At 48.7% G+C, this 19,856-nt stretch carries 15 protein-coding genes; 3 read left to right on the forward strand and 12 right to left on the reverse strand.

All coding sequences use genetic code 11. The features are described 5' to 3' along the window. Positions 1 to 100 precede the first annotated feature (100 nt). Positions 101 to 2,719, forward strand: coding sequence for a phosphoenolpyruvate carboxylase (locus tag AOA63_RS17135; protein WP_053960994.1), 2,619 nt, complete (start codon positions 101 to 103; stop codon positions 2,717 to 2,719). A 493-nt stretch (positions 2,720 to 3,212) separates the two neighbouring features. Here the strand turns inward: AOA63_RS17135 and AOA63_RS17145 are convergent, their stop codons facing one another. After that, positions 3,213 to 3,701 carry a tetratricopeptide repeat protein gene (locus AOA63_RS17145; protein ID WP_053960996.1) on the reverse strand — a complete coding sequence of 163 codons (489 nt, stop codon included), beginning with the start codon at positions 3,699 to 3,701 and terminating at the stop codon, positions 3,213 to 3,215. A 255-nt stretch (positions 3,702 to 3,956) separates the two neighbouring features. Here AOA63_RS17145 and AOA63_RS17150 point away from each other — a divergent pair, with 255 nt between their 5' ends. Together AOA63_RS17150 and AOA63_RS17155 are read left to right on the forward strand one after the other, a co-directional pair. Next, on the forward strand, positions 3,957 to 4,307 hold the full coding sequence (locus AOA63_RS17150) for a DsrE family protein (RefSeq protein WP_242848405.1): 351 nt from the start codon (positions 3,957 to 3,959) through the stop codon (positions 4,305 to 4,307). A gap of 219 nt (positions 4,308 to 4,526) precedes the next feature. After that, positions 4,527 to 4,790, forward strand: coding sequence for a hypothetical protein (locus AOA63_RS17155; RefSeq protein WP_053960997.1), 264 nt, complete (start codon positions 4,527 to 4,529; stop codon positions 4,788 to 4,790). Here the strand turns inward: AOA63_RS17155 and asnB are convergent. From asnB to AOA63_RS17210, 11 genes are all read right to left on the reverse strand, one after another. Beyond that, entirely contained in the window at positions 4,763 to 6,661 is a 1,899-nt protein-coding gene (gene asnB, locus AOA63_RS17160; protein WP_053960998.1) for an asparagine synthase (glutamine-hydrolyzing), read from the reverse strand. The two genes, AOA63_RS17155 and asnB, sit on opposite strands and share 28 nt — an antisense overlap. 252 nt (positions 6,662 to 6,913) lie before the next feature. Continuing rightward, entirely contained in the window at positions 6,914 to 8,023 is a 1,110-nt protein-coding gene (gene rpoD / locus AOA63_RS17165; protein WP_053960999.1) for an RNA polymerase sigma factor RpoD, read from the reverse strand. A 1-nt stretch (position 8,024) separates the two neighbouring features. Continuing rightward, a complete protein-coding gene (dnaG, locus tag AOA63_RS17170) occupies positions 8,025 to 9,815 on the reverse strand; it encodes a DNA primase (RefSeq protein WP_053961000.1) in 1,791 nt (596 codons plus the stop codon). A gap of 221 nt (positions 9,816 to 10,036) precedes the next feature. Next, entirely contained in the window at positions 10,037 to 12,670 is a 2,634-nt protein-coding gene (ppdK, locus tag AOA63_RS17175; protein ID WP_053961001.1) for a pyruvate, phosphate dikinase, read from the reverse strand. A gap of 2 nt (positions 12,671 to 12,672) precedes the next feature. Next, a complete protein-coding gene (locus tag AOA63_RS17180; RefSeq protein WP_053961002.1) occupies positions 12,673 to 13,485 on the reverse strand; it encodes a pyruvate, water dikinase regulatory protein in 813 nt (270 codons plus the stop codon). 10 nt (positions 13,486 to 13,495) lie between these two features. Continuing rightward, positions 13,496 to 15,553, reverse strand: coding sequence for a glycine--tRNA ligase subunit beta (gene glyS / locus AOA63_RS17185; RefSeq protein WP_053961003.1), 2,058 nt, complete (start codon positions 15,551 to 15,553; stop codon positions 13,496 to 13,498). Beyond that, positions 15,550 to 16,422, reverse strand: a complete 873-nt coding sequence (gene glyQ / locus AOA63_RS17190; RefSeq protein WP_082344114.1) for a glycine--tRNA ligase subunit alpha — start codon at positions 16,420 to 16,422, stop codon at positions 15,550 to 15,552. The genes glyS and glyQ overlap by 4 nt, the downstream gene beginning before the upstream one ends. Continuing rightward, entirely contained in the window at positions 16,419 to 17,210 is a 792-nt protein-coding gene (gene recO / locus AOA63_RS17195) for a DNA repair protein RecO (RefSeq protein ID WP_053961004.1), read from the reverse strand. The genes glyQ and recO overlap by 4 nt, the downstream gene beginning before the upstream one ends. Position 17,211: 1 nt before the next feature. Next, on the reverse strand, positions 17,212 to 18,102 hold the full coding sequence (gene era / locus AOA63_RS17200) for a GTPase Era (RefSeq protein ID WP_053961005.1): 891 nt from the start codon (positions 18,100 to 18,102) through the stop codon (positions 17,212 to 17,214). Positions 18,103 to 18,117: 15 nt separating this feature from the next. Further along, positions 18,118 to 18,522 (reverse strand): cytidine deaminase, encoded by a 405-nt coding sequence (locus AOA63_RS17205; protein ID WP_242848406.1) that lies wholly within the window; start codon positions 18,520 to 18,522, stop codon positions 18,118 to 18,120. Between the two features lie 25 nt (positions 18,523 to 18,547). After that, the gene (locus tag AOA63_RS17210; RefSeq protein WP_053961007.1) at positions 18,548 to 19,825 is read right to left on the reverse strand and encodes a hemolysin family protein; all 1,278 of its coding nucleotides are present in this window, start codon (positions 19,823 to 19,825) and stop codon (positions 18,548 to 18,550) included. Positions 19,826 to 19,856 lie beyond the last annotated feature (31 nt).

The raw sequence follows: 19,856 nt of genomic DNA on the forward strand, positions 1-19,856 counted from the left end.
GCGCTGGTCCAAGTTCCTAACAAGGATATACCGCAATTTTATGTTATATTTATTCATTATTATGCATCATTTATTCGCTGAAGGGATGTGATGAACGGTCATGCCGATCTCAAGATCTTCTCATGCGCCCGACTGGCAAAGTACCGTTCAAATGCTTTGGGAGATTTTGCACCAAGTCGTCCACGAAGAAGAAAGTACTCCGGTTGTTCAAAAAGCTCAGGAATCTTACGTATTTGCTGATCGCTTACGCATCGAACAAGTTCCCTACCACCTGCGAGGAAATATTGATGCCCAAAGTGATTCCCATGCGTTAGAGCTTTTAGATCATACAATTCGCCTGCTTACTGAACAGATCCGGTTGCAAAACTTAACCGAAGATCTGCATCGGATTAACTTAGTTGAAAAGGGAAGGCGATCACAAATTCGGCCTTTGCGCGGTTCCATTCGCGAATTAGCGGACGTGTTCCACCCTGAACACGCAAGCAGTTATCCCGAACGCGTCGAAGGCCGGCTCGTTCTCACCTCACATCCAACGGAAAGCACCCGGCGTACGATTCTCCAACACCTGCGCAAAATCGCAGACTTACTCGAACAGCCAGGGTTTGATGCCTCCGATCCTCAATGGCATCATAATCTGAAAGAATTGTTGCGCGTTTTATGGCGGACACCCAATCAACGGGTAGCGCGCCCTACCGTAATGGATGAAGTAGAACTCGGTCTTTATTACATTCGCCAATCGCTGTTCCAAGCCTTACCCGCGGTTTATGATGATTTGGATGCTGCTTTAGGCCACCATACGCCGGTGTCCTGGGCCATTGATTCATGGATTGGCGGAGACCGGGATGGCCATCCCTTCGTCGACGTGGCTGTCACACAAAAAACTTTGCAGCGGCATCAAGAAGTCGCTATCCAGCTCTATTTACAGTCTCTGGATGAATTGGAACGCACATTAACAGCAGAGCCCCGTTATATTCATCATCTTGATTTGCTAGAACGCTGGCTAATGGCCCAAGGCCGTCTCTTTTTAGACCGTGCCGAAGATTTAAGACAGCACTACCCGCAAGAACCCTTACGTCAAATGATTGGTCTCATTGCAGAAAAACTCAAGGTGACCTTAACTCACCGCTTAGGCGGATATGTCTCAACTGAGAGTTTTCTTCAAGATGTTCGCCAATTAGCTGCCCATTGGGATCCCGATCCCCTGCGGTGGCCTCGTGAACTCCGGATTTTACTTCGTCAAATCGAGATTTTTGGATTACATCTGGCAGCTTTGGATATCCGACAACATAGCCGGGTGCATACACAAGCCATGGCAGACATTTTGGGTGCAGAATATTGGGAGTGGTCTGATGATGAGCGAATTCAGGCTATCCACAATGCTTGGGTCAATCATCCTCCCTTTGTCCCCCAAAGTCCCGTAACCCAAGACTTAAAGGACGTTCTCGATTTAATCGCGCATTACCAACGAGTTTCTGGTCAAGACGGTATCCGCAACTACCTGGTCAGTATGGCTCACCGGGCCAGCGATCTCTTGGCCGTGCTATTTCTTATTCACATCACAGACCCTCAGGTATCTGTCAATATTATTCCAGTGGTTGAGACCTTAGATGACTTGCAACATGCCCGAGCGATGATGGACAAGGTCAATCATGATACCCTGTGGCAAGAGCACATTGCCCGACGGAACGGATACCAAGAAGTCATGTTAGGGTATTCGGACAGTACGAAAGATGCCGGGAGCTTAACTGCATCATGGGCGATTTTTCGCGCCCAATTGGACCTTACGGAATGGGCTCAAGAAAAGCAATTACGGATGGGATTTTTTCACGGGCGCGGAGGCGCTCTTGGTCGAGGTGGAGGGCCTACGTCCTACGCCATTACGGGACAGCCCAGTGCCAGTGTCAAAAGCTTTTTACGCATTACCCAGCAGGGAGAAGTGTTATCCCAAAAATTTTTGTTGCCCAAAATTGCGTACCGAAGTCTTGAACTGATGATGGTATCGCATGCTCGTGCTGTGATGTTTCCCAGCCCTGATCCGGACGAGGGTACGCGAAGGGACATGGATGCTTTAGCTGAAATTGCCTTCCAACATTACCGCCAATTAATTAATCGTCCTGATTTTTGGGAGTACTTTTTGGCTGTTACCCCCATTCGCGAAATGAGCGCTCTCAACTGGGGTTCACGCCCATCATGGCGCGAGCAATTCCGTTGGGAAGATTTACGGGCCATCCCCTGGGTCTTCTCGTGGACACAAAACCGGATGTTATTACCCGGATGGTATGGTGCAGGGCATGCTTTAGATACATTTCTCAAAAACGGCAAAACCCGTCTTTTACAGGAATGGTATCAAACCTGGCCGTTTTGGACCACGAACATGCATAATTTGGAGCTTGCCCTGGTGAAATCCGATATGCACGTGGCCATTGCATACCATGACCTCGTACCTAGGGAGCTCACAGCTCAATTTTGGCCCCTTATCCAAGATGACTACAACCGCTTACATGACGCCTTATTAACGATTACCGGTCATTCCCAGCTTCTGGATGACCAGCCCCGGCTTCAAGAAGTAATTCGGTGGCGAAATCCTCATGTCGATCCGTTAAACTATCTTCAAATTGAACTGTTGGCACGCTACCGGGAAAAAAACGACGACATCCTTCTTCCTCTCATCGCTAAAACGATGGAAGGTATCGCATTAGGAATGCGCAACACCGGATGATGAAATGGGCGAACGGGAATACCCCGTTCGCGTCCTCTGGTGGTTTGTCTTTAAACGTAATCCGCAAGAAAACAATAGATTATGCAGAGGATCCTGCTCGCAAAGGCCTGGGTTCCCTGTATAGGGAAAGCAGAACGTTTTCCGCATTTTCCAAGCTATTCTTCCGTTATGGACAGATCACTTAAGCAGATTGAGCTGTTCCCCAGAAAAACCTGATATAAAAAGCATGAGCGTAATGAAGGTTATTCAAATGGGCGCCATAAACCTCCTCAACAAAGGAATGCATGGGGCGATTTACATGGGGGAGTGCTCGGTACCCCGTCGTGTTCCCCTCCGGGGAACACGACGGCGTAGGAGCGGCTGAACCCCGCCGATGTGGCTAGTGGGATAAATGGTGGCGCGTCCGGAGGAATACTCCCAGGGTCTCACGCCCCCTCGATCCAGCCAGAAAGGTGCCCCCAGAATCTCCATCATTTAGAGCGAAGAGGTTTAATCAAGCCCGGTCGTTAAAATGTTGGCTGTAATACCGCAAAGTTGCCCGATATGGATCTAGGTCTTTAAAAGCGGGCTCATTGACAATTAACGTCCACAATAAGCGAAAAGCACTGCCCCGGTCATCGTCATTCCATAACGTTAACGCATAGAAGAGATCAAGGGTCACATCATGGGGAAATTCTTGCCGTGCCTGTTCTAACCATAGACGCGCGTCATAAATTTGGCCAGCAAGACGTAAATCATTGGCCAAAGCAATGATAATGCGCCGTTTCAAGACTTTAGGCGGATCATGCTCAAGGGCCTCGCGATAGAGGCGAACCGCATCTGTTATCCTATTCAGCTCATCTAAAATCATGCCCATTTCCAGTTCCAGGTATGGATTGTCAGGTTCTTGCTCCATCCATTGGGCCAGTTGTTCCCGGGCTTCTTCAAACTTGTGATGATTTTTTAAATGACGAATTAACGTCAAATCTGGTTCCGTTGGCATTAGGCGTCCTCATTTCACCATTTGTGGTAAATTCTATGATCTTCACTATATCATGGTTCGCAATTCGATGTAGCCTCTGGCGAACTTCGGCCTGGATTGGTCGAAGATGGTTCTCGTGGTATGCTGGATAGCATGGGGTTCAGTTTGCAGCGCCAGGATGGCCGGCAGTACACCCAATGATGGGCTATGGCTAAAGAAAGGAGGGAGCGGCATGGGGACTCCGCCGTTGAGGAGGCGTCTCCACGCCGCTGAGATATGATGGATTTCGATTCAGGAGTGGTTTTTCACGTCAATGACGCCTCTTCCCAAAAGCAGCGTGCCGCTTTAAAAAATATTTCCAATTTGCTAGCCGAAATGCCTGAAATTCCGGTGGAATTGGTTGTACAAGGTGACGCCATCAATTTGGTTGTTTCGAACGAGACGGCACTCGCACAAGAACTCGCTGCATTGCAACAACAAGGCGTTGTGATTGCCGTGTGTCACAATACTATGAAAGCTAAAGGCGTCACAGAAGCTGACTTATTGCCGGGAATGACAATCGTGCCTTCGGCCGTCGGCGAATTGGTGCGCCGGCAACGCCAAGGATTAGCGTATATTAAACCCTAAGCCCAAATACTTAAAACTCTCGAAAACTTAGTAAACCCCTTGGAGACCTTTCGGTTCCTCTCCAGGGGTTTTCGAATCTTAAGGTAAAAATCACCCGATTGGGTCTTCTCATCACACCATCTGCATAGGATATAGCAAAGGTTTCACGTAACCGAGATGGATCGATTCCTATCAATCCCAGCAATCCTGCCACTTTTATCAATGAAGGAGGACAAGGTTATGACGTGGAAAGAAGCGCTCCAAGAAGCGGTAGAAGAACGCGATCTCGCCGAACATGCATTTATCCATGCCTCCACTGAATATTGTGATTATCACATCTACCGGCTTCAAGCCGCCGAAGAAAAAGTGCGCTTGGTTATACGTCAAGCTCGCGCTGCCATGGGTTATGGGACCAAGAAGCTTAGTGCGCCTTTGGTACCGCAACTCCATGCACACTCAGAAACTCATTTTACCGGTTACGACCGGTTGACCGAAGACGAATAACCGCGGCGCTGGGCAGCCCGAACTTTAGCCTGCATTTCTTCCGCCCACAGTTCCAGCATGAGTAACGAATAGATTTGTCGAGCCGTGGTACCGTGGCCAGGCCCCATATCCGCCAACAATCGGTGAACCTCGGCAATATTTAGCCATTCTTGTGTCAAAGCCGAATCGCTTGTTAGAGTATCCCAGGCTATATCATGCAACGGCCCAGCTAAAAGATCTGTAAGCGGTGTCGGAAAGCCTTGTTTCGGCCTGCGCACAATTTCAGGTGGCAAAACCCGTTTCGCTACTTCCCGTAATACCCTCTTGTCTTCTTTCCCAGATCGGCGAAGAGCTAAGGGTAAACGCAGAGCTAAGTCGACCACTTCATGATCACAAAACGGCACCCGAATTTCCAGATTATAGTGCATGCCAATACGGTCCGCTTTAAGCAGCACATCATCAGGCAAAAACCATTGCACATCAAACCCTTGCATGGCCTGGAGTTCGGGAAGATTGGCATGAGTCATCCAATATTCGGCAACAGCCCCTGGTCTATCGGGTTGAACCCACTCGGGCTTCAAAATACGCTGTTGTTCTTCCGGGTTAAAGGTGAACCCGACGCCACGGTACCGTTCGCTAATAGGGATGGCCGCACGTCGAAAAGCATTAGAGCCTGGCCAATTTTGCTGGATCCATAGGTTTCTAGCCCATGCCGGCACTTTTCGCAGCCAGGAGAGGCTGTGAACCTCGCCATATCCCGCATACCCGGCGAAAATTTCATCTGCGCCTTCACCCGAGATCATCACCGTTTCTTGCTCGGCAGCAGCTTTGGCCACCCCGTCAAGCGGCAAGACGGTCGGATCGGCCATCGGCTCATCTAACACGTATGCTAGTTCCCGGACACGCTCAGGAGTAATGGCTAAATCCACATCAACTCGGTGCAGCGCAATGCCGTAGGTTTTGGCGACTTTCTCAGCCCAGGCAAATTCGTCGTACCCTGGGTATTTCGCGGGAAATGTGGCCGACCATGCCTCCAACGGTCGTTCTAGTGTCCCAGCAGCAATGGCTGTCAATACACTCGAATCTAATCCTCCAGACAAAAACACTCCTAATGGCACATCCGAAGCTAAATGGCCGCGCACGACGTCGACCAATAAGCCGTGTAGGCGATCGGCCCAATAAGTCATTTGCATTGTGGAATCGGGCTCGGTGATCGATGGCTGCCAATATAACCAGCGTTGCCGGCGGCCATCAGCATGAATCACCATGACTTCACCTGGTCGTAATTTCGTCACGTTTTTCACAAGCGTGTGAGGTGCAGGAACAAAGCGGTGTGCGAGATAACTGGACAGCATCTTCGGATCAACATCAAAGCGAAAGCCCTTTAAATTCATAAAGGACTTCAATTCCGAAGAAAAAGCCAACATCTCGCCATTTTCGTACAGGTATAAAGGCTTTTGACCGACGCGGTCCCGGGCAAGAATGAGCCGGTGAGTTTTCCTATCCCAAAGGGCAATAGCATACATGCCCGAAAGGCGGTCCAAAAAGTTCATGCCAAATTCTTCATATAAGTGGACTAGCACTTCTCCATCCGCCTGACTATTCAGGTGATGACCCATGGACTCAACTAATATTTTCAAATCGGGATAATTGTAAAGTTCCCCATTATAGACTGCTACAACTTTGCCGTCTTCTGAATAATAGGGCTGTTTGCCATGGAGAACATCGATTACAGCCAACCGACGCATGCCAAAACCCATATTGCGATCGGTAAAGCGTCCCTCATCATCAGGACCGCGGTGGATCATCGCATTTAACATGCCTGTCAAGTCGCTGGCTTGTACCGGACGTTCTCGATGCCATATCCCTGCTATTCCGCAGATTGCAACCACCTCATTTCAAAGTTGCGTCGATTATACGTCACCGACACCAAAAGCCGGTGAATCTATTGTGAGAGATTCTCATCTACTCCCATGACCGGTCGTTTAAATCAATACTTCCCTATGATACTCAACTTCCGGAGGATTGGAAAGTTGACACGGTTCGCATTATCTGCTACAAATCGTCAGCATTTGACATCGGTGTTCACGTTCGAGACGAACACGGCATATAAGAAAAGACCGCCTGAGGCGGTCTTTTGGGAGTTAATCCAAGTAGTCTTTGAGTTTTTTGCTCCGGGTAGGATGACGCAATTTCCTCAAGGCTTTGGCTTCGATTTGACGGATTCGTTCGCGCGTCACCCCGAAAACCTGACCCACTTCTTCCAATGTACGGGCGCGGCCATCATTGAGACCAAAACGTAAACGCAAAACCTTTTCCTCACGGTTGGTCAACGTGTCTAAAACCTCTTCCAACTGTTCTTTTAACAGTTGGTAGCCTGCAGCCTCCGCGGGGGCAGGAGCATCCTCATCCTCGATGAAGTCGCCCAAATGAGAATCCTCTTCTTCTCCGATAGGAGTTTCAAGTGACACGGGCTCTTGCGCTACTTTCAAAATTTCCCGCACCCGCTCTTCCGTGATGCCCATCTCTTTGGCAATTTCTTCTGGTGTCGGATCACGGCCTAATTCCTGTAACAATTGGCGTTGGACACGAATCAGTTTATTTATCGTTTCCACCATATGCACGGGAATCCGGATAGTCCGTGCCTGATCAGCAATGGCCCGGGTAATGGCTTGCCGTATCCACCATGTCGCATACGTGCTGAACTTATATCCCTTGCGGTAATCAAATTTCTCGACCGCTTTAATGAGTCCTAGATTCCCTTCTTGAATCAAATCTAGGAACAGCATCCCACGACCGACATACCGTTTGGCGATAGAGACAACGAGCCGTAAGTTGGCTTCAGCCAATTTACGTTTGGCTTCCTCATCTCCCTGTTCAATACGTTTCGCTAATTCCACTTCTTCTTCGGCTGTTAATAAGGGAACACGGCCAATTTCCTTCAAATACATCCTGACCGGATCATCAATGGCCACCCCATCCGGTACACTTAAATCCCGACCAATATCTTCTGCTTCTTCAACATCGACTTCATCCGGCTCTGGCTCTTGTTCATCCGCTACCTGTTCTCCAACCAACTCAATTCCTAACTCGCCAAACATCTCATATATGCTGTCAATCTGGTCGGGAGGAAGGTCAACAGACTGCAGAGTGTCCACAATTTCACCATAAGACAACTTACCCCGCTCTTGACCACGGCGAATCAGGGATTTGACCTCATCAATTTGTCCCACAGATTTCTTTCCCTGAGCCATGTTATCCCTCCTTTCCTATGCGAACAGCATCCCATGGCGCAGATGTTCTCGTCATCTGATCCTGAGCCAAGCGGCTCTGCAACGCCTGAATTTCCCGTATCAATTCAGGCGAATCCTCGCCTTGTTTCAGCCGCGCTATGAGTGATTGCCACCGAGCATTATCCCGTTGCCGCACAATGGCCTGCATGACATCTTCAAACACACGCGGCCCTCCATCCGGACCATCATACGCAAGTGCCTCCAACACGAGGCGACGGACCTGCGTTTGCATCCCGTCAATCTGACTGGTTAACTCTGATAGAGATTTACCCTGTTCCAGGTTATCTAAAACCCCAGTCAGATCATGTTCCAAAATCCATTCTGGCAAGGTTTCCCGTACCTTTCCCACATATTCTGGATGCCGAACTAATAAGGCCAGTAAATAGACATCATACGATGGTCTTTTGACCTTTGAAACGATTCTCTCCATATTATGCCTATTTTTCGGCGATATATGCCCATTTCCTTGCTTCAACCCAAAACTCTGTGCTAAAATACTTTGATCAACTTGCAGTTTTCTCGCCATCAATTCGAGATAGCCTGCTTTCTCAATGGGGTTGCTCAAAGCATTCCAAAAAGGCTTCAGCACTTCCACCAACTCAGCCTTTCCTCGGGCAGACTGTCTAGGAGAGTCGGCCAAACGTTCTTCCAATATCGCCTCAAAATAGGGTATGCGACGTTCCACACTTTCGGCTAGAGCTGACAAACCCTTTTCCCTCAAAAATTCATCCGGATCTTTACCACTATTCAACGTGACACGATTTACCTGGACGCCTTCTTCGGAAAGAATCATAAATGCCCGTCGCATAGCTTCTTCTCCGGCTTGATCCCGGTCATACAGCAAGTCCACTTCCTTGCTATAACGGGCTAATGCCCGCGCATGCTCTTTACTCAATGCCGTTCCCAAACTTGCCACAGCTTGTCCTAATCCAGCCTCGTGACATGCTATGACATCGAAATACCCCTCAACCAATAAGGGCCGCCGACCTTGACGCCAAAATTTCCGTGCCAAATGTTCTCCATAGAGTACCGTACTTTTATGAAATAACGGCGTGTCAGGTGAATTAAGATATTTCGGTTCTTGCTCCGGCTCAATTGAACGGCCTCCAAATGCAATAAGTTGACCCCGGTGATTCCAAATAGGAAACATGATACGATGACGCCATCGATCATAAATGCCCTGACCTTCCTGTCGGGAGACGGCAACCCCCGCTTCGAGCATTTCAGCATCGGTAATACCATGTTTCGATAAGAACTGTGTAAGAGCGTTCCATGACTTGGGAGCATAGCCCAATTCAAATCGTTTTCGCGCTGCTTCACTGACTTGACGAGATGCCAAATATCCTAAAAAAATCTCAACATATTGGTTAGCGCTGATTTGAAAAAATTCCTGAGTCCACTCCATCACGGCCTGTAGTCGACTAAAGTGACGTGTCACTTCCGTGTTCTCAGACTTTTGAGGTCGGGGTATACCCACTTCGGTAGCAAGCATGTCCACCGCCTCATTAAAACTTAAGCCATCATGCTCCATCAAAAACGTGTAGACAGTGCCTCCCGTGTGACAGCCGAAACAATAAAATAATTGCTGCTGGGGATCCACACTAAACGACGGCGTTTTTTCCTGATGAAACGGACACAATCCCCAAAAATTTTTGCCTTTCTGCTTTAGACTGACATAACGTCCTATGACGTCAACAATATCAGCAGCTTCTCTCACTGCGTTGACCCAGGCCTCGTATGTGGAATCAAGCATCAGGAATCACTCCAGTCCATGAGGAAAAATTCGCCGCCAATGCAAATATTCCTGCTTATTTTTTCGCAATGACGAGAAATGAAGAAAAAAAATCCCCAGCCACACGGACGGGTTCGTAAATGATCATTATTCACAATCATTATATTTACCATTATTATAGCACAGGATGCAAGAGTTTCTTGCATCCTGTGCTTATTGTCTACCTTCGTCTTAACACCCGATTATGGGTGCCGCAAATTGGCTTGCGCTGCTGCCAAACGTGCAATCGGCACACGGTATGGTGAAGCACTCACATAATTGAGACCGGCCAGATGGCAAAATTCGATAGAGGAGGGATCGCCTCCGTGTTCTCCACAAATCCCCACTTTGAGATCAGGTCGCGTCTGACGGCCATCGGCTACAGCAATCTTAATTAGCCGTCCTACACCCTCCCGATCTAGCACCATAAAAGGGTTGTCAGGCAGAATTTTTTCCGCAAGATAATGGGGCAAGAACTTGCTCTCGGCATCATCCCGGCTAAAGCCAAAGGTCGTTTGCGTTAAGTCATTGGTTCCAAATGAGAAGAATTCAGCCTCTTCAGCAATGCTGCCCGCCGTTAACGCGGCACGGGGAATTTCAATCATCGTACCAATCTTGTACGGGAGAGCGATGTTTTCGGCTTCTTGCGTCCGGGCATTAACGTCCGCAATCAATTCTTTCATCTTGGTAAACTCCGCTAAGGTGCCAACCAGTGGAATCATGACTTCCACGACTGGGTGATAGCCCTCACGAAGGAGTTGGGCCTGGGCTTGGAAAATCGCTTGGGCCTGCATCGCGTAAATTTCCGGATACACGATGCCAAGACGCACGCCACGAAAACCGAGCATCGGGTTAAATTCAAAGAGGGTCCTGGCTCGCCGCAAAATCGCTTCTAATCGCACAACATCATCTGTACGCTGCTCTTGGCGCGCTAGGGCCAGTTCTTTTTCGGTGTCGGGGATGTTCGGCAAGAATTCATGCAGGGGCGGATCCAGCAAACGAATAGTGACAGGATACCCATCCATTGCCTTGAGAATCCCGTAAAAGTCGCTTTGTTGCATCGGCAGTAATTCGTTCAACGCTTTTTGACGTTCTTCGAGTGTCTCCGCCAAAATCATTTTTTGCATGACCGGCAAGCGGTCTTGCCCCATAAACATGTGTTCAGTTCGGCACAATCCTACCCCTTGGGCACCAAAATCCCGAGCAATTTGTGCATCTTCAGGCGTATCGGCATTCGCTTCAACGCCTAAACGTTTCATGTCATCGGCCCACTGTAGTAGCGTCGTAAAATCTTCTGACAAGCCCGGATCCACGGTGGGAACGACTCCCAAGACCACGCGGCCTGTCCCTCCATCAATGGTAATCACATCATTGTGCGAGACCTTAACGTCACCGACGTAAAAGACCTCTTCTTCGAGATTAATTCGTACCGCCTCACAGCCCGTAACCGCTGGTTTGCCCATGCCTCGGGCCACAATGGCTGCATGTGAAGTCATGCCGCCGCGGCTAGTCAAGACCCCTTGGGCCGCCACAATTCCATGAATATCATCCGGTGTGGTTTCAGGACGCACTAATATCACGGCTTCACCTTGATTACCTCGCGCCTCAGCTTCATCCGCGTTAAATACCACTTTGCCGGAAGCAGCTCCTGGTGAAGCAGGTAATCCTTGTGCGAGGACATCCAATTTGGCTGAGGGATCAATTTGCCGGTATAACAACCGCGCTACTTGATCCGGGTCTTGCCGTAAAATAGCCTCTTCGCGGGTAATAATTCCTTCCCGTACCAAGTCCACGGCAATTTTTACCGCAGCCCGGGCCGTGCGTTTTCCGGTCCGTGTCTGCAATAAATAGAGTTTCTCACGTTCCACAGTAAATTCGATGTCTTGCATGTCCCGGTAATGTTTTTCAAGTAGGGCACAAACCTCGGTAATTTCTTGAAACGTCTTGGGCATTTCCTGTGCCATCTCTTGAATCGGCTTCGGCGTGCGAATGCCGGCGACCACATCTTCCCCTTGAGCATTCGTCAAGTATTCCCCATACATACCGGGTTCTCCCGTATTCGGATTTCTTGTAAATAATACCCCGGTCGCCGAAGTCGGACCCATATTTCCGAAGACCATGGACTGTACATTGACAGCCGTTCCGAGCGTCTCAGGAATTTTGTTTAACCGTCTGTAAACAATGGCACGCGGATTTTTCCACGAGTCGAAAACCGCCTTAATCGCCATCTCGAGCTGTTCCCTGGCATTTTCCGGAAATTCTCGCCCGGTAACTTCACGCACTAATTCTTTATAACGTGTAATCAGGATTTCGAGATAGGATTCGTTCAAGTCCGGATCCAAGGTCACACCGGCTTCATCTTTGACCTCTTGCAGGATGTGCTCAAACCGGTGATGCTCCATATGCATGACCACATTGCCAAACATTTGAATAAATCGGCGGTAACTATCTAGCGCAAACCGGCGATTTTGCGTTAACCGTGCCAATCCCTCGGTAGTCTGAGTATTGAGACCCAAGTTCAGCACAGTATCCATCATGCCAGGCATAGATATGGGAGCTCCTGACCGGACCGAAACCAACAGTGGTTTGTCAGGATCTCCCAGTGTTCGGGATAATTTCTGTTCCAACAACCGCAGGTTCTCCCAAACCTCATCCATCATGCCTTCGGGAAACTGTCCTAACTCCTGGTAAAGATTACATGCCTCTGTCGTAATCGTAAACCCGGGAGGGACCGGTAATCCTATGTAACTCATTTCTGCTAAACCGGCGCCTTTTCCTCCCAATAAGTCACGCTGATTGGCCCGTCCTTGTTCGAACGGAAACACATACCGAGACATTTCTAGTGGTGTCCTCCTTGTCTGATCTCTAATACTCTTGTCGCCGTTTCTTCAACGGCATGATTACTAACATCAACCACCGGGCATTTTAACCGATTGAAGATGTCCCACGCATAGTCTAATTCTGCCACAATTCGTTCCATTGTGGCATATTGTGCTGACGATCCTAATCCTAAAGATTTTAGTCGTTGCCGTCTAATGCTCATTAATAACTCGGCGTCAATCACTAAACCGATACTTTTGTTTCGGCCCTCTTGAAAAACCTCTTGCGGAACCGGCACTTCGGGTACCAGCGGCACATTGGCAACTTTCAGGCGATGATTTGCCAAATATAAGCTGACAGGAGTTTTGCTGGTGCGGGAAACGCCTAACAACACAATATCGGCCTCACGGATGCCCCGGGGATCTTTGCCGTCATCATACTTCACCGCAAATTCGATGGCTTCGACCCGATCAAAATATTCGCGGTCAAGCCGGTGTGAAAGGCCAGGAACCAGCTGAGGTTTCAGTCCCAGCGTGTCCTCCAAAGCTTGAATTACGGGCCCCATGACATCGACGGTGCGAATGCCAAGTTCTTCCGCACGCCGTTTTAAATACGCACTTAAATCGGGGCGCACAATTGTATAAATCACGATGGCTGTCTCGCCTGCTGCCCGTTCCAAGACGGCATCGATACCACGACAATCCGACACATTGGACAGCCGTTCAATACGAATTTCAGCTTGATCGAACTGAATTGCCGCTCCGTGGGCAACGCGTTCAGCAGTTTCGCCCAAGGAGTCGGAGACAATATAGATTCTTCCACGATGGGCCATATTTTTCCTCCTAAACTGACAGTTGCCTCAGGTCGAAGAATCGATTATAAGCTTCCCGGGCGTACGCCAACAATGATGTCCGACGCATCCTCACAGCAGGATCCGGATCATTGATCAAGACGGCATCAAATAAGGCATCCACAGCTTTAGACAAATCTTGAATAGCAATCCACCATTCATCCATGGACCCGCTATGGTTTAACGCATTGTGGGCCGCCTCCCATACTGTTTGTTCAATGGGCAATTCCCATTCAGGTATCATTTCGGGCACACGGGCATCTTTAATGACCCGGTCAATACGCTTGAAAGACAAAGCCACGGCTTCCCAATTTGGATCCTTAATGATTGTGGTCAGGAAATCTAATCGTTCCTGGTAGGTGTACCAGGGCAAAGATACCGATAAAATCGCGTGGGCTGTCTGTTCGGGTATCTGATGAACCTCATCTAAATAATGTTCCAATCGCGCTATGGCCAAGTCATATGATTCATCTACGGCCATCTGATCCACCGCTAATATCTGCCCTGCCAAAGCAAATAAATCATAGGCCGGATATTGCCAAATAGCCGATTCAGCTAAAATGCGCCCAATAGCCAACGCCGCCCGGCGTAAGCCAAAAGGATCTTCCGAACCCGTCGGTTTTAACCCGTGGGCAGCTCCCTCCAAAACGGTATCCAAACGATCTAACAACACAAGAATTTGACCCATCGGAGATCTAGGAATATGATCGCCTTGAAAACCCGGGTGATATTGTTCTCCAATGGCGGTGGCCACATCGTCCGCTAATCCCTCATGACGGGCATAAATTTCCCCCATAATGCCTTGCAGTTCCGGAAATTCTTGCACGACTTGCGTTAACAAATCTGCCTTATACAACTCGATGACCGCATTAAAATGGTCTTGTTGTGTTTTATTCAAAGGCCATCGGTCCCGAGTTGCCTCAAAAAGGGCGTGTACTCTTTGAATCTTGTCCCCATACGTTCCTAATTTGGCATGGAAGATGACACGGTCCAGCTGAGGACGACGCTCATTCAAAGAATGCTGAAGATCTACTCGGTAAAAATATAAGGCATCGGAAAGACGGGCTCGGAGGACTTTTTCGTTTCCATGTCGCACCGAATCCAAATCTGTGCCAATTCCATTGCGCACTCCAACAAAATAAGGCAACAAGGTGCCCTGCTCGCTCCATACGGGAAAATACCGTTGATGGACACGCATCGACGTAACCACAATAGGCGCAGGAACTTCTAGAAAGGCCTCATCAAAATGTCCGAGAAAGGGCGTGGGCCATTCCACAAGCTCTGTCACCTCTTCCAACAGGTCTTCATCACGGTCAATATGTCCCTTGACACTTTCAGCCAAATCATTGGCTTCATTTTCGATCACTTGTTTACGGCGGTCGGCATCTAACATGACCAGGCCCCGTGCCAGAGCTTGTTCGTAGGAGGCAATACCGTGAATCGCCAGCGAACCCGGATGGTCAGTGCGGTTTCCATAGGTTTTCGGTTCTCCTATCACTCCAGCAATCGTGACGGGCACAAAAGTGTCATCAATCCATAAACTACACCATCTAACCGGGCGGATAAAACGATAGTCATCGCTGCCCCAGCGCATGCTACGCGGCAAAGGAATCCGGGAAAAGGCTTTTTCCACCGCAGGTGCCAACAACTCTTCCAATGGGCGAATAGGTTGGTCAATGTCCACACAGACATAGACCTTATCGCCCTCTGTCATCGTCTCCACCTCACCGGGGGACACACCTACACGCCGGCAAAATCCTAGCAAAGCTGGCGTGGGTATATTGTCCTTATAGGCACTCGTTAACAAAGGACCGCGAATTCTTTCCCGTAATGGATCTTGTTCCTTGCGTGCCTGGGCCATGACCACTAAACGTCTTGGCGTCGCCAACGCTTGCACATTGCGTACAACAATCCGCTGTGCTTGTAATTCTTCGACAATCAGGTTGCCAAAATTGGTGACAATATCTCGCAAATATTGGCTAGGAATTTCTTCGACGCCGACTTCCACGAAAACCTGGCGCATATCTGGAGAAATGTCGTAATCAATCATGACAAGGCTTCCTCCTTTGCTGCCTGGTTTTGGATCTGGTCTAAATATTTTTGTGCGGCGATGCGTGCCAAAGCTCGCATGCGTCCGAGATAGGCTTGCCGTTCAGTCACCGAAATGGCTCCTAGCGCATCTAACGTATTGAAAACATGGGAACATTTGATCAAATATTCGTATCCCGGCCTGACGAGCCCTTGTTCCAACAGGCGTTTAGCTTCGGACTCATATAAGTCAAACAATTGAAATAAGACCGGGGCAGAAGCATGTTCAAAACTATAGGATGCTTGTTCCCATTCCACCCGGCGAAATAAGCTATCGTAACTCACACCCGGAGCCCAATCAATTGACCAAATTTCATCCACACCAACCAAATAACTCACGATACGCTCTAATCCATACGTTAATTCAGCAGAAACCGGTCGACATTCTTGTCCACCCATTTGCTGAAAATAAGTAAATTGACTAATTTCCATCCCATCGAGCCAGACTTCCCATCCTAGGCCCCATGCTCCAAGACTGGGTGCTTCCCAATTGTCTTCGACAAAGCGAATGTCGTGTTGCCGCCGGTCTAAGCCTAAATGCTCTAAACTCCCAAGATAAAGTTCAATGACGTCATCCGGAGCCGGCTTTAGTAATACCTGAAATTGATGATGTTGGTAAACGCGATTAGGATTCTCCCCATAGCGTCCATCGACCGGACGTCTGGATGGCTGAACGTAGGCCACTCGCCAGGGATCAGGCCCTAGCGCCCGAAAAAATGTTAACGGGTTCATCGTTCCTGCCCCCATTTCAATATCATAGGGCTCAGCAATCATGCACCCGTGATCTTTCCAATAAGTTTTCAGGGCCATCACAATATCTTGTAGGGTCAACGTGGCTTATTCCTCTCTTTCTCTACCATATTCTCGACTTCACGCACGAATTGCAAAGAGCGTGGCATCTGGCCAATATGACTCTCGACATATCGGCCAAAAACAGTAAAGAGCTGCTCAGCAATGAGTCCCTTGGCATCATAATTCCCAATTTTGCTAACGTCCAGTGTCATCCACTGCTGCCATGTACGCAATGTGCCAACAGAAATTTCCATTCCATAATGATTATTCTCCCGATGAGGGGCAGGGATATGTTCATGGCAATAGAGCACATCATTCTCCCAATCCACAACAACGGTGGGAGAAACAGGACGCCTATGGCAAACCTCGCATGTATCCCATTTCGGCGCATATCCCGCCAATTTAAGCAAGTGCCAACCCGCAGTTAAGGCAATACTTAAGGATCCCGGAGTCACGCTGAGCCGTTCCCATGCCGCAATAAGCCACGGCACAACAGCGGGGTTTGCGTCACGTTCTTGAAACATTTCATCGACGAAATCTGCTAAAAACATGGCCCAGCTTAATTTATCTAAATCTTTTTGCAACCCCGGAAAACCATCCACCAAGTCCACGGCGGTTAAGGTATCTAAATTAGAACGCCCATGATAAACTTGACACACGACATAGGACAAAGGATAAATCCCCGCCAAGCGACTTTTAGGTCGTCTGGCCCCTTTTGCCACCGCGCCAATTTTTCCCGATTTGATGCCATATAGGGTTAAAAGCAGATCAGCTTCACGGTAGGGCCTAGATTTTAAGATTACCATGTGGTCTTGATATTGCGCCATATCATGACTCCACTTTGGGATAACCAAAACGAGTCAACCATGCATCCTGATCCCGCCAGTGGCCCCGGACTTTCACCCAGAGGTCTAAGTATACCTGTTTATTGTAATATTCTTCCAAATCCTTCCGGGCAAGTTGCCCAATTTGTTTCAGCATCTGCCCATGGTTGCCAATAATAATGGCTTTCTGACTGTCTCGTTCCACATAGATCGCGGCGCGAATATACATCAAATGATCGGAGCGGGGTTGTCTTTCTTCAATGGTCACGGCCACAGAATGCGGGACTTCATCACGTGTTTGTTCCAGAATCTTTTCACGGATGACTTCTGAAACATAAAAATCTTCGGTTTGATCGGTCACCATGTCTTCGGGAAAATAAGGCATCCCTTCGGGCAACAGCTGCCACAATGTATCCATGAGGGGTTGTAAGCCCGACTCTAACTGGGCAGACACAACGAAATGATGACGGTACGGTGCCAATTCCAAATAGGGATCTAACCGGCCCGTTGTGTTAGCGACAAGATCGCTCTTATTTCCAATGAGGACCGCCATTTGACCCGATTGACGAATCGTTCGTGCAATCTGCAGATCTTCATCCCGTGGAGGTTTGGAGATATCCACCACATGAGCGATAATGTCAACTTCCCGCAATGCTCGCATCACTGTAGCGACCATGCGCTCATCCAGTTTATGCTTAGGACGCAGAACACCTGGGGTATCCACAAATACGATTTGACCCTGGGCATCGTGCAAAACCCCCTGAATACGGTTGCGTGTCGTCTGGGGTTTGGGGGTGGTAATAGCGATTTTCCGACCCAACAATGCATTCAGTAAGGTCGATTTGCCTACATTGGGACGTCCCACCAGCGCAACAAATCCTGATTTATATGCCATACTTTCGCTCCTTGCTTATTCCAGAGAAGACGGATTGAGTTGAAAACTTTCGGGCAATAATTCATGTAACCAAAAATGCTTGATGTCTTGGCCATCACCATAAGAGACATACACATGCAGATCACCAAACTCGCTAAGAACTTGCCGACATCCCCCGCAGGGCATCGCCAAGCTCTTATCCCCAACGATAAAGATAGCATCAAATAGACGTGAGCCTGATGACACTGCAGACGCTACAGCCGCTCGTTCCGCACATAAACTCAAAGGATAGCTTGCGTTTTCAACATTGCAACCAATAAAGATTTGCCCGTCACGACTCAACAAGGCCGCCCCCACTGGAAAATGGGAGTAAGGTACATAGGCATGATGACGCACTGCAATCGCCTTTTCACGAAGAACGTCTGGTGATATTGTCGACACCTGACCACCGTCTCCTTTACGCCATTCAGTCATCCTCATCGTTGGTTTGCTCGGGCTTTTGCGCTTTGATAATCACGCGTGCAACGCGCCGGCCAACAACTTTGGAAACCGTAAACTCAAGATTATCCCACCGGACGATCTCTCCTTCCACAGGAGCTCGCCCCAACAAGTGCAAAATTAATCCCCCCACCGTATCAAAATCTTCATGCGGCAAGTCTACATCTAAAATATCATTTACTTCTTCCAATTGAACCATGCCTGCCACGTCAATGACTCCATCGTCTAGCTGACGTATTGGTTGATCTTCCTGGTCGTATTCATCTTGGATCTCACCGACAATTTCTTCGAGCAAATCTTCAATAGTTACAATACCGGCGGTTCCACCATATTCATCCAGTACGACAGCAATCTGGGTTCTTTGACGCCTAAAATCTGCCAGCAATTCATCCACTTTTTTGGTTTCAGGAATATATAACACAGGGCGAGCCAATTCTCCAATCGGCGTTTGGGGATCGCGTTCTTTTAAATAAGCCAAAATATCTCGGGCATAAATAACCCCTACGACATCATCAATTGTTTTTCGAAACACAGGAAGACGGGAATGGCCCCAATGTATGACCGCATCCCACGCTTCCCGCAGAGGTGCCGTGTCGGGCAACGCATTCACGTCAATTCGTGGCACCATCACTTCTCGCGCCACTGTCTCACCTAAATCAAAGATGCCCTGAATCATTTGTCTTTCGTCAGCTTCTAATAAACCTTCTTCTTCGCCTACTTCGACCATGCTCCGGATTTCCTCTTCAGTCAAAAGACGGCCTCCTTCAGCGCGAGCGCCAAACAGACGAATAATGCCCACCCCAAACCAGGTGAGCACACGCACGACCGGATAGAATATTCGGGCCGAGGCTTCAAGGAAAAAGGCAAAACGCAATGCCACACGTTCGGAATTATGTGCTGCATAGGTCTTAGGAATAATTTCTGCCACTAACAAAATGAATAACGTCATCACTACGGTGGCAATGGCAATTCCATTGCTGCCAAAATAATAGATAAATACACCGGTGGCAATTGTCGATGCCATGATATTGGTTAAATTGTTGCCGAACAACACCGTTCCTAGTAACCTATTGGGTTGTTCTACTAAGCGCTCTAGCCAACGTCCCTGTTTATGCCCTTCCTCGACGAGATTGCGGACTTTTCCCCGCGATAAGGACATCATCGCGGTTTCCGTCATCGAGTACATTGCCGAGAGGCCCACAAGAACAATTAGTACTACTATCGGGCCCCACCGTATAGCTCTCACCGGTTTTTGTCCTTCCCCTTTCGCCGTCCCG

Origin of the sequence: Sulfobacillus thermosulfidooxidans, assembly GCF_001280565.1 — a bacterium.
In the GTDB taxonomy this organism is placed as follows: Bacteria; Bacillota; Sulfobacillia; order Sulfobacillales; family Sulfobacillaceae; genus Sulfobacillus; species Sulfobacillus thermosulfidooxidans_A.

Excerpts from the sequence above, each read along its gene's own strand:
- AOA63_RS17135 (WP_053960994.1), top strand. The coding sequence starts at position 101 with ATGCCGATCTCAAGATCTTCTCATGCGCCCGACTGGCAAAGTACCGTT.
- AOA63_RS17145 (WP_053960996.1), bottom strand. The coding sequence starts at position 3,701 with ATGCCAACGGAACCAGATTTGACGTTAATTCGTCATTTAAAAAATCAT.
- AOA63_RS17150 (WP_242848405.1), top strand. The coding sequence starts at position 3,957 with ATGATGGATTTCGATTCAGGAGTGGTTTTTCACGTCAATGACGCCTCT.
- AOA63_RS17155 (WP_053960997.1), top strand. The coding sequence starts at position 4,527 with ATGACGTGGAAAGAAGCGCTCCAAGAAGCGGTAGAAGAACGCGATCTC.
- rpoD (WP_053960999.1), bottom strand. The coding sequence starts at position 8,023 with ATGGCTCAGGGAAAGAAATCTGTGGGACAAATTGATGAGGTCAAATCC.
- dnaG (WP_053961000.1), bottom strand. The coding sequence starts at position 9,815 with ATGCTTGATTCCACATACGAGGCCTGGGTCAACGCAGTGAGAGAAGCT.
- ppdK (WP_053961001.1), bottom strand. The coding sequence starts at position 12,670 with ATGTCTCGGTATGTGTTTCCGTTCGAACAAGGACGGGCCAATCAGCGT.
- AOA63_RS17180 (WP_053961002.1), bottom strand. The coding sequence starts at position 13,485 with ATGGCCCATCGTGGAAGAATCTATATTGTCTCCGACTCCTTGGGCGAA.
- glyS (WP_053961003.1), bottom strand. The coding sequence starts at position 15,553 with ATGATTGATTACGACATTTCTCCAGATATGCGCCAGGTTTTCGTGGAA.
- recO (WP_053961004.1), bottom strand. The coding sequence starts at position 17,210 with ATGGCGCAATATCAAGACCACATGGTAATCTTAAAATCTAGGCCCTAC.
- era (WP_053961005.1), bottom strand. The coding sequence starts at position 18,102 with ATGGCATATAAATCAGGATTTGTTGCGCTGGTGGGACGTCCCAATGTA.